Origin of the sequence: Desulfovibrio sp. SGI.102 (assembly GCF_050314315.1) — a bacterium.
GTDB lineage: Bacteria > Desulfobacterota > Desulfovibrionia > Desulfovibrionales > Desulfovibrionaceae > Desulfovibrio.
Genome location: NZ_JBNPNC010000068.1, coordinates 1 through 10,994, shown reverse-complemented (window position 1 = coordinate 10,994; position 10,994 = coordinate 1). Strand labels below are relative to the sequence as shown.

Here is a 10,994-nt window from a genome sequence, read left to right as displayed (position 1 = left end):
TGAAAACACACGTCACCGTCATCCCGTCCGACGGCATCATCGCTGTGGACGGGGAAGTGCTGTTCCTGGACGGCATCACGTCCGAGACCTTCCACGCCCTCCAGTGGCACGACGGCGCGGGCCATGTGGAGCCCGGCGACGGCCTGCCCAACGAGGAGCTTTCCACCGACGATTACGCCGGGCGCGTGGCCCCCTTCGTAGCCCTGTGGGAAGAAGAGAAGGCCCGTCTGGAAGAAGAGGCCAACCGCCCGCCCACTGACGAAGAGCTGGCCGCGCAGGCCGTAGCCGAGGCCAGGGCGCAGTCGTCCTCCATCCTTATAGCCCGGATGCAGGCGGACATGGTGCAGACGGGCGCCTTCGCCGCCGCCGAGTTCGCCACCTTCGCCAAAGCCGGGCTGTTCACGGACTGGGCCGCCGGACAGACCTACGCCAAGGCCTACCGCCTGGCCCACAAGGGCATCGTCTATGAGGTGATGCAGGAGGTGACCGCGCTGGAGAACCAGCCCCCGGATGCCACCGGGATGCTGGCCGTGTACCGTCCGCTGTCCGTGGACCCGGAGACCGGTGAAGAGCCGGACGGCAGCCCGGAACATCCCTTCGCCTTCCTCTACGGCATGGATGTCACCAAGGACAGCTACTACACCTATGAGGGCAAGCTCTGGCTGGCCAAGGCCGACATGCCCGCCTGCGTCTGGACACCGGGCACGGCAGGCCTGTGGCAGTGGGAAGAAGCAAGCGCGGCCTGAGCCCCGGCGGATGCGGGAACGGCCCATTTTCTTTGCAACGGATACCGGCCCCGGCACATGCCGTCACGGCCCGTGCCCGAAAGCATACGGGCTGGGACAGATGCGGCAACGTGAACACGAGCATCCTGCGTCTGGCCGATCCCATTCCCCATCCACGTCCTGTGATGCTGCCTTTTTCCCCACGATCCGGGACAGCTCCCACAGGCTTTTCCCTGGTTCTCCTGCCCATCCCGCAACCTCCACCTTTTTCGAGGATCCATGCGCATAGCCCTGCACAACTTCACCGGCGGCGAGGTCTCCCCCATCCTGGCCGCCCGCTATGACCTTTCCCGTTACGGCAGTTCCGTGCAATGCATGGAGAACATGCTGCCCGGCCTGCACGGCGACGTGCGCCGCCGCCCCGGGACCCTGTTCCTGGGCAGCCTCGAAGACGAGGCCGTGCTCCTGCCTCTCAGCTTCAATGCTCTGGCGGAGCAGAACTTCGTGCTCGTCCTTTCGGGGAATGGCCTGAGCATCGCCGACATCCACGGCTTCGATCCGCAGGAAGGGAGCATCCCCCGGCTGTCCACCCCCTACGAGGCCCGGCATCTGCTGGAGATCTGCGCCGCCCAGGTGGGGGATACGGTCTATCTGGCCCACACGGCCTATCCGCTGCACAAGCTCGTCCGCAGTACGGACAGCGAGCCGGAATCCCCCCTGCCGGAAAATGCCATCCGCAGCCACGGGTACCGCTGGACGCTGGAAGCCGTGGCCCTCAACAGCAGCCTGCCCGCTCCCCAAGCCCCCGGCTGTACGTTCGTACGCGGCAACAACGACGATGACGCCGGGCTCGGCTACACGCTGCGCTACAAGATCGTGGCCGTGGACGCCAACGGCAAGCAGTCGCTGGCTTCGGAGGCGGGCAGCTGTAACGGCAAGCATCCTTCCGACTGGGTGGTGGGCAACCGCACGGACATCTCCTGGACAGCCGTGGAAGGCGCCACGGAATACAATATCTACCGGGAGGAGGCCGGGTACTACGGCTTCATCGGCGTCAGCAGCGGCACGACATTTTCGGACAACAACTATCAGGCAGACACCGCCGATACCCCGCGCGAGGACTGGGACCCGTTCGCCGACGGCAACAACCCGTCCGTGGTGGCCTTCCACCAGCAGCGCATGGTCCTGGCGGGCACACGCGACAGCCCGCAGGCCTTCTACCTTTCGCGCAGCGGGGACTTCGAGAACTTCCGCAAGTCCCGCCCCCTGCAGGACGACGACCCGGTGGAATACCTCATCGCGTCCGGCTCCATCGACGCCATCGCCTGGGCGGCCAGCTTCGGGGACCTGCTGCTGGGCACCTCGGGCAGCGAATACAAGGCCAGCGGCAACGGCAGTGCCATCACCCCGGGCAACATCACCATCACGGCCCAGTCCTACTGGGGCAGCGCGGGCCTTGCGCCCATCATCATCGGCAATGCCATCCTGCATGTGCAGCGCCACGGCGCCCATGTGCGCGACCTGTTCTATTCGCTGGAAAAAGACGGCTATGCGGGCAATGACCTTTCCATCCTGGCGCCGCATCTGTTCGAAGGGCACCGCCTGCGTCAGTGGGCCTACCAGCAGACGCCGGGATCCGTGCTCTGGATCGTACGCGACGACGGCCTGCTGCTGGCCCTGACTTATCTCAAGGAGCACGACATCTGGGGCTGGAGCCGCCATCCCACGGCCGGAGAGGTGCTGTCCGTGTGCAGCATCTCCGGCCCGGACAGCGACGAACTGTTGCTGGTGGTCCGCCGCCGGGATGCGGACGGCGGCACCCGCTACTGTCTGGAACGTCTGGCCCCCCAGTGGCAGGACAGCGATCCTGTGGAGGAAGCTTTTTTTGTGGATTGCGGTCTGAGCCTTCACCGGGAAGAAGCGGTCAACGACGTGGACGGGCTCGACCATCTGGAAGGCCAGTCCCTGGCCGTGCTGGCGGACGGGAGCCCCGTGGAAGACTGCGTGGTGCGGCAGGGCCGCATCCGGCTGCCCTTTGCCGCCCGCATCGTCCAGGCAGGCCTGCCCTATGCCTCCGTCCTGTCGCCCCTGCCCGTGGAAGGCAGCGGCGAATCCGGCAGCACGCTGGGACGGCAACGGGCACTGGGCCGCTGCTGCCTGCGCCTGTACCGCAGCGTGGGCGGGCGCTACGGAGCCGGCCGCGACGAACTTTACGACATCCCCTTCCTGCCCCGGCGCTGGGATGAGGCCTGCCAACCTTTCAGCGGCGATGTGGATTTTTTGCCCGCCGGAGGACATGGCCCCTCGGCCACCATCTGGCTGGTGCAGGAACGTCCCCTGCCCTTCCACCTGCTGGCCCTGAGCCTGGATGTGGAATTTGCGGAGATATGAACCAAGGAGAGAGCATGATCCATTGTCACTGTGAACCGCTCGAACGCCTGCTGCCGGAGCTGCCGCCCCTGTTGCAGGCCCACTGGGACGAGAGCGAGGCCGCTCTGTTCGGCCCGCAGGTCTACGCCCTGGACACGGAACGCTATGCCTGCTGGGAGCGGCTGGGCATGCTGCATGTGGTGACGGCCCGGGACAGCTCCGGCAGGCTGCAGGGCTACGCCGCCTTCACCCTGACGGATTGCCCGCACCGTCCGGGAAAACGTCTGGCCGCTCTGGATGGCCTGTATCTGGCACCGGCCGCCCGCAAAGGCCTGGCCGTCCTGAAGCTGCTGCGTGCGGCCGAGGCCGGGCTCAGGGAACGCGGCGCGGACGTGGTCCAGTACAGTTCCCCGGCCTCCCGCCCCTGTGACGCCCTGTACCGCCGCCTGGGGGCCCGCCATACGGAAAGCGTCTGGCACAAGGAGCTGCGCTGATGGCCGTGGCCAGCAGTACCGCGGCCCTGCTGGGGGCCGTCGTGACCCTTGCCAGCACCGCCGTGGGCACCTGGAGTGCCGTGAGCCGTCAGGAAGAGCAGCGCAAGCAGGCGGAATTCTCCGCCGACATGGCCCGGCGCAATGCGCAGATCGCTGAAGAGAATGCCCGCATGGCCGAAGAAGAAGCCCGGCAGACCCGGGCAGACAGTTACGACAAGGCGGTGCGCAAACGTCAGGAAACATCCCTGCTGGTCGGCAAACAGCGGGCACAGGCCGGGGCCTCGGGCGCGCAGATCGACAGCGGCAGCCATCTGGACAGTCAGCTCGACTTGCGGGAAAAAGGAGAACTTGATGCCCTGTCCATCGAAGAACAGGGCGAACGCGCGGCCTACAATCAGGAAGTTCAGGCCTGGAACCAGCGCAATGCCGCCCAGGGATCCCAGGCCCGGGAACGGCAGCTGCGCAGCAAAAGCAGCACGGACTATCTTTCCCTGAGCAAGACCCTGCTCAATGGCGCCGGACGCCTGGGCAACAACTTTGACCTGTTCTCCGGCCAGGGGCCGCGCCTGCCCTGAAGAAAATGGCGGAGGATGTAAAACGGTTCCCGGGCGCTGCCTGATGCCGGAAGGGCGCGGGATGCCGGACAGCCTCAGCGACGCGCCAGCTGCGGGCTTGCCCGCTTTTCTTTGCCTGCTTTTCTGCCCGTCGTATCCGCATCCCGGCAGAGACGCCTTGTCAGGTCTTGCCTTGCCTGGAAAAGTCCTCCCCGCGACGGCCCTGCTCCTGAGGCATATTCCTTTGCAACGCAAAAGGCCCTCCCTTCACGAAGGGAGGGCCTTTTTTGCCCGGTATAAAAAAAGGGCCGCGGCATCTTGCCACGGCCCCGGGTATCCATACTGTAGCGGGCAGGCTACGTCAGGAAAGGACTAGAAGGTGTAGTTCAGTTCTTCGAAGTGGGCCTTGGGATGGGCACAGGCCGGGCACAGATCGGGAGCGTGGGTACCTTCCACCAGGCAACCGCAGTTGCGGCAGCGCCACACGGTGGCTTTTTCACGCATGAACATGCGGCCTTCCTTGATGTCCTTGGCCAGGGCCAGGAAGCGCTTTTCGTGGTAGGCTTCGGCCACGGCGATATTGCGCATCACAGCGGCGATCTCGGAGAAACCTTCCTTTTCGGCCACAGCGGCGAAGGAAGGATACATTTCCGTGTGCTCGTGGTTTTCACCGGCGGCGGAGGCCAGCAGGTTGGCTTCGGTGGCGCCGATGATGCCGGCAGGGAATGCACCCACGATCTCCACATCGCCGCCTTCGAGGAACTTGAACAGGCGCTTGGCGTGTTCCTTTTCCTGCAGGGCGGTTTCCTGGAAGATGTCGCGGACCAGGACGTAGCCATCGCTTTTGGCTTTGGCAGCAAAAAAGTCGTAACGGTTGCGGGCCTGAGATTCACCGGCAAAAGCGGTCAGGATGTTTTTCTCGGTCTGGGTACCTTTCAAAGATTTCATATGCTGTCTCCCGAGCCGTGGCTCTGTTGGTGTGCTTGTTGTTGAGGAGGTCTTGTTTCGTTCCCCGTTGAGCTATTGATAATAAATCTCATTAGCGAATGCAAGCACTTTTTCCATTTTCCCGAAAAAAATTATCGGGCTGCCTGTCATCTGCATAACGCCAAATCCATAAAAAAACAAGTTATATTTATAATAACACATTGAAATCATTCGTATAGTTTTTATTACCCTGTTTACAGGCCCGCAACAGCTGTGGCAAGCTTACGGCATGCAGCCCCTTTTCGCTCCTTCTTCCGTCCAGCTCCTCGATGGCGACCGCTCCGTCCTGTTCACTCTGGCAGACGGCAGCCGCCATGAGGCACGCCTCATCCCTTCCGCCCGGGCCCGGAATCTGCGCCTGCGCCTGTCCCCCGACAAGGGCCTGCTCCTGACCGTGCCTGCCGGCATCCCCGCCACGGCCTTGCCTGCCCTGCTCTTCTCGTTCCTGCCCTGGCTGGAACGTCATCTCCCTGCCTGCCCCGCGCCCGCTCCGCTCGTCTTGCCGGAAAAGCTTCTCCTTCCCCTGCGCGGTACGGCCCTGCAGATCATCTCCGACGGGCCGCTGTCCAAAGGCCGCCGCCAGGCCGCTTCCTGCACAGAGCCGCCGCTTTTGCTGCGCGCCGGCAGCAAACGTCTGCTGGCCCTTGTCCGGGATGAGGAACTCCGGCTCTATGCCGCTGCCACGCCGGAAGATGCCGCCCTGCTGCTGCGCCACTGGTGCCGCCGGCAGGCAGAAAAGCTGCTGCCCCCCTATCTGCAGCGGCTCGCCGGTCAGGGCGGCTTCACCGTCGCCCGGGTCACTGTCAGGGACCAGCGCCGCCGCTGGGGCAGCTGCAGTAGCCGTGACGGCGGCAGCATCAGCCTCAACTGGCGTGCCGTCCTGCTGCCCCTGTCCCTGCTGGAGCACCTGTGCTGGCACGAGCTGTGCCACCTGCATCATATGGATCATTCCCCGGCCTACCGGCAGACGCTGGCCCGCTTCTCTCCTGACTGGAAACTCCAGGAACGCCGCCTGACGGCCTTCTGGCGCGATCTGCCGGTCTGGGCACGCCCCTGCCCTTCACCTGCCCCGGACAAAGAGGCCGGGCGAACCGCTTTACAAGCTCAAGACAGCCCCGTATAGCCAGTTGATGGACTGGGCATCATTTTTCATCTGCTTCACCGGCTGGACCCTGGGGGGAATCGTCAACGGTATCAGCGGACTGGGCGCGGGCATCTTCGCCCTGCCCATCGTCCTGCTGGTCACGGACATCAAGACGGCCTCCCTCATCACCTGCATCATCTGCATCCCGCTGCCTGCCATCCTGGGCTGGCAGTTCCGCCATTATTACCGCATGGCCGATCTTCGGCTGCTGCTCCTGGGCACCATCCCCGGCGCCCTGCTGGGTGTGGCCCTGCTGCCGCTCATCCCCGCGCGTGCCCTGCAGGTGGGCCTGGGGATCATGCTCATGGCCCACATGGTCTGGCACCTGCTGGCCCACCGGCCGGGGCCCCTGCATTCGCCCCGGCTCTGGGGCTCCGTCAGCGGAGCGCTGGCCGGTTTCATCCAGGCAGTGAGCGGCCTCGGCGGCCCGGCCATCGGCATGTATGCCCAGCTGGCCCACTGGGACAAGGACCGCACCCGCGGCAATATCAGCCTGTACTTTCTGGGGCTCTCCCTGCCTCTGGTCCTCATGCAATACCTGGCGGGCTATTACACCGGGCCCGTGCTCCAGGGCCTGATCCCCTGTCTGCTGGGCTGCGGCGTGGGCCTGGTCATCAGTTATCCCCTGGCACGCAAGATCGGCGAGGCCAGCTTCCAGCGCCTGCTGGCCATCGTCATCGGCCTGTCGGGCTTTTCCATCCTGACACGGGCCCTGCTGGACAGTTGAACGAAAAAAGACGCCCCCAGGCGTCCTTTTTTATTGGCCAAAAACGGCAACCGTCAGGTTACGGCTCAAGTTTGCGCACGGCATCGGCCCGGCCGGCCACCACCAGCGTGTCTCCCTTGTGCAGCACGGTGAGCGCCGGCGGGACGAACTGAAAAGCGCGCTCGCCTGCCGGACGGATGCCCATGACCATGACCCCGAAGGACTGGATCAGGTTCAGGTCCACCAGCGTGCGCCCGTGCCAGTTGTCGACGCGCAGCTCCTGGATGGCGATGCCGCCGTATTTGGGAATCAGGTCCAGCATGCCCGGATGGCACAGCTGGTGCGCGGCCATGACGGCGGCTTCCATCTCGGGCACGATGGCCCTGTCCACATGCAGGCGCTGCAGGATCTTTTTGTGTTCCTCGTTGGAGGCCTTGACCCAGATCTTGGGGCCGCCCAGCTCCTGGACGTTGAGCGTGATGCTCAGGGACTGTTCCACCCCTTCGCCCACGCTGATGACCACCCAGTCCAGATCCTGCACATGCAGGGAGCGCAGGACGCTCAGACTGGTGGCGTCGGCCTTGTAGACCGTATCCAGCAGCTCTTCGGCCAGCTGCACACGGGCATCGGCCATGTCGATGCCGATGACCGTATGGCCCATGGAAGCCAGAGTCGTGGCCATGCGCAGGCCGAATTTCCCCAGACCGATGATGCCGATTTCCAAAGTTTTCTCTGCCATGCAGGCTCCTTGTCACGATGGCGCCGATGCCGCCCGCGGGGGCGGCTTCGGGAACAGCCGCAGACACGGTCTTGGCCGCGTCCTTTCAAAACTATCCTTCTCCGGTGTTACCCCACGGGCAGCTGGCTTTCCGCGTAGGCATAGGCCTTTTTGGGCTGCAGGCTGCGCAGGGCCAGCAGCAGGGAGAGCAGCCCCACACGACCGGCGAACATGTTGAATATCAGGATGCACTTGCCTTCACTGGTCAGCTGCGGAGTCAGGTTCACGCTCAGCCCCACGGTGCCCTGCGCCGAGACCACCTCGAACAGCAAATTGACGAAGGCCATGCTTTGTCCCTCGACCCGGTGCAGGATGCCGTTTTCCGTGATGGTCAGCAAAAAGACGGAAAAGAAGATGCTCAGCGTATGCAGCAAAAAGAGCGTCAGGGCCCGCGTCAGGTTCTCCGGCGGCACGCCCCGCTTGTGGAAAACGATCTGACGATCCCCGCGCACCTGGGCCACCACATAGCCCACCAGCAGACGGAAGGTCACGATCTTGATACCGCCGGCGCACGACCCCGGTCCGCCGCCGATGAACATCAGGACCATCAGGACCATCAGGCTCGCGTGGCTCCAGTTGGCCATGTCCACCATATTGAAACCGGCGGTTCGGGCGGAGATGGAGTGGAACAGCGAGATCAGGAACAGATGGAGGCCGTCCCCCACCAGATCCTCGTTGCCGGCGCGACGCCACTCCACCACGAAGATCAGCAGCGCCCCGGCCACGATGAGGAACAGGCTGGTATTGATGACCAGGCGGCTCAGACGGCTCAGACGCGTCACCGGCGCCAGACGCCCCCGGCTCAGGATGCCCAGGCATTCCCGCAGCACGCCGAAACCGATGCCCCCCAGGACGATGCAGATGCAGATGACCGTGCAGACCAGCCCGTCTTCCCGGAATGCGACCATATTGTCCGGCGCCAGAGCGAAACCGGCGTTGCAGAAGGCCGAGACCGCATGGAACAGGGCACTGAAGGGAGAAAAGAACACCGGATCATGCAGGAACAGCACCAGCGCGGCCAGCAGCTCCACGCCCAGGACGATGCACACGACCTGCAGGAGGAACTGCCCCATATTGAAATCCCCGCCCAGCAGGGCCTGGCTCACGGCCTCGCGGCTGGTGAAGGGCACCTGCTTGCGCCACAGGAGAAAGATCAGGCTGGTATAGGTCATGACGCCCAGACCGCCCACCTGGATGAGGACCAGCATCACGCCCTGTCCCACAGGGCTCAGCACCTGGCTGATGTCCACCGGGGACAGGCCGGTCACACAGACTGCGGAAGTAGACAGGAACGCAGCATCCACCACGGAGAGGGAAGCTCCTTCGCCATGACAGACGGGCAGGCACAGGGCCAGTGTCCCCAGCAGGATCATGGCCGCAAAGGAGATGGCCGGCCATGTCAGGGGAGTGAGATAACGTTTACGCTGCATGCTCTCCTCTGGGCTCAGGACGCATCATCCGTCCGGCAGACGGCCTCCGCATGGACAGCGAAAGCCAGGCCGCCCGGCGCCCTGAGCAGACATCGGTCCCGGCCTGCCGACATCCTGAAGAAACGGTCGCTGCAGCCGGGCGATGACGCCTGACCCTAGTCCAGCTGCCCGGCTATTGCAAGCCGCGCCTCCGGGGCGTACTTTACAGCCGGAGCAAAGCCCGCTACAGTGCCCGCCAGCTAGGGGAGCCGTGAACGGCAGTTGCACGGCTGAGAGTGGGATAGTCCCAGACCCTGTGAACCTGACGCAGTTCGCACTGCCGTAGGGAAGCTGAGCCGCACCCGCGAAAGACAGGTTGTGGCTTTTTTTGCGCCCTGCGTCCAAACCCAAGGATGCAAACCCATGTCTTCCATCCTCTCCCGTAACGCCGCCCTGCGCGGCCTTCTCGACCAGCATCTGGCCGCCCTTTCCCAGGAAGAGGGCCTTGCCCCTGAAACCATCACCAGTGCCATCGAAGCCGGCAGCATGGTCCTGCTGGGCAATCCCGCCCACGCGGGCCTGGCGCCCATCGTCGTGGGCCAGCCTTCCCGCATCAAGGTCAACGCCAATATCGGCACCTCGCCGCTGTGCAACTGTCTGCACACCGAAAAACGCAAGCTGGCCGTGGCCCTGGAAGCCGGGGCCGATACGGTCATGGATCTTTCCATCGCCGGTGATCTGGATGCCATCCGTACCGGCATGCTGGCTGCCTGCCCCCGTCCGCTGGGCACGGTGCCCATGTATTCCGTGGGCCAGCAGATCCTGGACAATGACCGGGCCATCGCCAGCATGCAGCCTGACGACCTGTTCGCCGAGATCGAAAAGCAGGCCCGCCAGGGCGTGGACTTCATGACCGTGCACTGCGGTCTGACCAAGCGCGGCGCGGAAATGGCCGTCAAGCAGGACCGCGTCATGGGCGTCGTCTCCCGTGGCGGCTCCATGCTGGCCCGCTGGATGCTGGAAAACGGCAAGGAAAATCCCCTGCTGGAATATTTCGACCGTCTCATCGACGTGTGCCGCCAGTTCAACGTCACCCTGTCCCTGGGCGACGGCCTGCGCCCCGGTGCCGGTGTGGATGCCGGTGATGCCGCCCAGTGGGAAGAAGTCATCACCCTGGGCCGTCTGGCCAAGTATGCTCTGGAACAGGGCGTGCAGTGCATGATCGAAGGCCCCGGCCATGTGCCCATGAATCAGGTCCGCACCCAGATCCAGGGCATCAAGCGCCTGACCAACAACGCTCCCCTCTATGTCCTCGGCCCCTTGTGCTGCGACAGCGCCCCGGGCTACGACCATATCGCCGGTGCCATCGGCGGTGCCCTGGGCGTGGAAGCCGGTGTGGACTTCCTCTGCTACCTGACCCCGGCCGAACATCTGACCCTGCCCAATGAAGAAGATGTGCGCGCCGGTGTCATGGCCTCGCGCGTGGCTGCCCATGTGGGCGAGGTAGCCCTGGGCCGTGAACGTGCCGTGCGCCGCGAAGCCACCATGAACGCCGGCCGTAAGGCCTTGGACTGGGACATGATGCGCGAAGCCGCCCTTGATCCCCAGCAGCTGGACAAGCGCCGCGAAGACCACAAGCATGAAGATGTCTGCGCCATGTGCGGCAAATTCTGCGCCGTGAAGATGCTCAAGGACCAGAAAAAGGACTAGGAAAACCTTTGAAGGGGGAGGGGACCCCTTTTCCTTGCGGAAAAAAGTTGTTCCCTCCCCCTCGCCCCCTCCTTCCCCCAAAACCGCTCATCAGGACTGCCTGCATCACAGGCAGTC

General features: G+C 64.3%; 10 protein-coding genes and 1 riboswitch. Of the genes, 7 read left to right on the top strand and 3 right to left on the bottom strand.

Annotation, left to right across the window (positions count from 1 at the left end; all coding sequences use genetic code 11):
* The 4 genes from ACQRCJ_RS11135 to ACQRCJ_RS11120 all read left to right on the top strand — a co-directional run.
* A partial coding sequence (locus ACQRCJ_RS11135) for a hypothetical protein (protein ID WP_427799815.1) occupies positions 1–746 on the top strand: 746 nt, incomplete at its 5' end.
* 258 nt (positions 747–1,004) lie between these two features.
* Entirely contained in the window at positions 1,005–3,116 is a 2,112-nt protein-coding gene (locus ACQRCJ_RS11130) for a hypothetical protein (RefSeq protein ID WP_427799814.1), read from the top strand.
* A 14-nt stretch (positions 3,117–3,130) separates the two neighbouring features.
* Positions 3,131–3,589 (top strand): GNAT family N-acetyltransferase, encoded by a 459-nt coding sequence (locus tag ACQRCJ_RS11125; protein WP_297137842.1) that lies wholly within the window; start codon positions 3,131–3,133, stop codon positions 3,587–3,589.
* Positions 3,589–4,164: a hypothetical protein gene (locus ACQRCJ_RS11120; protein WP_337440663.1), complete on the top strand. Its 576-nt coding sequence runs from the start codon at positions 3,589–3,591 to the stop codon at positions 4,162–4,164. The genes ACQRCJ_RS11125 and ACQRCJ_RS11120 overlap by 1 nt, the downstream gene beginning before the upstream one ends.
* 351 nt (positions 4,165–4,515) lie before the next feature.
* Here ACQRCJ_RS11120 and rbr read toward each other — a convergent pair whose 3' ends face one another.
* On the bottom strand, positions 4,516–5,091 hold the full coding sequence (gene rbr, locus ACQRCJ_RS11115; protein ID WP_006006079.1) for a rubrerythrin: 576 nt from the start codon (positions 5,089–5,091) through the stop codon (positions 4,516–4,518).
* Positions 5,092–5,359: 268 nt separating this feature from the next.
* Here rbr and ACQRCJ_RS11110 point away from each other — a divergent pair, with 268 nt between their 5' ends.
* Both ACQRCJ_RS11110 and ACQRCJ_RS11105 read left to right on the top strand, forming a co-directional pair.
* Entirely contained in the window at positions 5,360–6,253 is an 894-nt protein-coding gene (locus ACQRCJ_RS11110; protein WP_168934551.1) for a M48 family metallopeptidase, read from the top strand.
* A gap of 7 nt (positions 6,254–6,260) precedes the next feature.
* Positions 6,261–7,001 carry a sulfite exporter TauE/SafE family protein gene (locus ACQRCJ_RS11105; RefSeq protein ID WP_168934552.1) on the top strand — a complete coding sequence of 247 codons (741 nt, stop codon included), beginning with the start codon at positions 6,261–6,263 and terminating at the stop codon, positions 6,999–7,001.
* A gap of 58 nt (positions 7,002–7,059) precedes the next feature.
* Here the strand turns inward: ACQRCJ_RS11105 and ACQRCJ_RS11100 are convergent, their stop codons facing one another.
* The gene (locus ACQRCJ_RS11100; protein WP_168934553.1) at positions 7,060–7,719 is read right to left on the bottom strand and encodes a potassium channel family protein; all 660 of its coding nucleotides are present in this window, start codon (positions 7,717–7,719) and stop codon (positions 7,060–7,062) included.
* 107 nt (positions 7,720–7,826) lie between these two features.
* Positions 7,827–9,188, bottom strand: coding sequence for a TrkH family potassium uptake protein (locus ACQRCJ_RS11095; protein ID WP_303934027.1), 1,362 nt, complete (start codon positions 9,186–9,188; stop codon positions 7,827–7,829).
* A gap of 231 nt (positions 9,189–9,419) precedes the next feature.
* A riboswitch (TPP riboswitch) is annotated at positions 9,420–9,533 on the top strand.
* A gap of 57 nt (positions 9,534–9,590) precedes the next feature.
* On the opposite strand from ACQRCJ_RS11095, the gene thiC reads away from it, so the two are divergent.
* Complete coding sequence (thiC, locus tag ACQRCJ_RS11090; RefSeq protein WP_427799813.1) at positions 9,591–10,877, top strand: phosphomethylpyrimidine synthase ThiC; 1,287 nt, start codon at positions 9,591–9,593, stop codon at positions 10,875–10,877.
* The last annotated feature ends 117 nt before the right edge of the window (positions 10,878–10,994 follow it).

Excerpts from the sequence above, each read along its gene's own strand:
- ACQRCJ_RS11130 (WP_427799814.1), top strand. The coding sequence starts at position 1,005 with ATGCGCATAGCCCTGCACAACTTCACCGGCGGCGAGGTCTCCCCCATC.
- ACQRCJ_RS11125 (WP_297137842.1), top strand. The coding sequence starts at position 3,131 with ATGATCCATTGTCACTGTGAACCGCTCGAACGCCTGCTGCCGGAGCTG.
- ACQRCJ_RS11120 (WP_337440663.1), top strand. The coding sequence starts at position 3,589 with ATGGCCGTGGCCAGCAGTACCGCGGCCCTGCTGGGGGCCGTCGTGACC.
- rbr (WP_006006079.1), bottom strand. The coding sequence starts at position 5,091 with ATGAAATCTTTGAAAGGTACCCAGACCGAGAAAAACATCCTGACCGCT.
- ACQRCJ_RS11110 (WP_168934551.1), top strand. The coding sequence starts at position 5,360 with ATGCAGCCCCTTTTCGCTCCTTCTTCCGTCCAGCTCCTCGATGGCGAC.
- ACQRCJ_RS11105 (WP_168934552.1), top strand. The coding sequence starts at position 6,261 with ATGGACTGGGCATCATTTTTCATCTGCTTCACCGGCTGGACCCTGGGG.
- ACQRCJ_RS11100 (WP_168934553.1), bottom strand. The coding sequence starts at position 7,719 with ATGGCAGAGAAAACTTTGGAAATCGGCATCATCGGTCTGGGGAAATTC.
- ACQRCJ_RS11095 (WP_303934027.1), bottom strand. The coding sequence starts at position 9,188 with ATGCAGCGTAAACGTTATCTCACTCCCCTGACATGGCCGGCCATCTCC.
- thiC (WP_427799813.1), top strand. The coding sequence starts at position 9,591 with ATGTCTTCCATCCTCTCCCGTAACGCCGCCCTGCGCGGCCTTCTCGAC.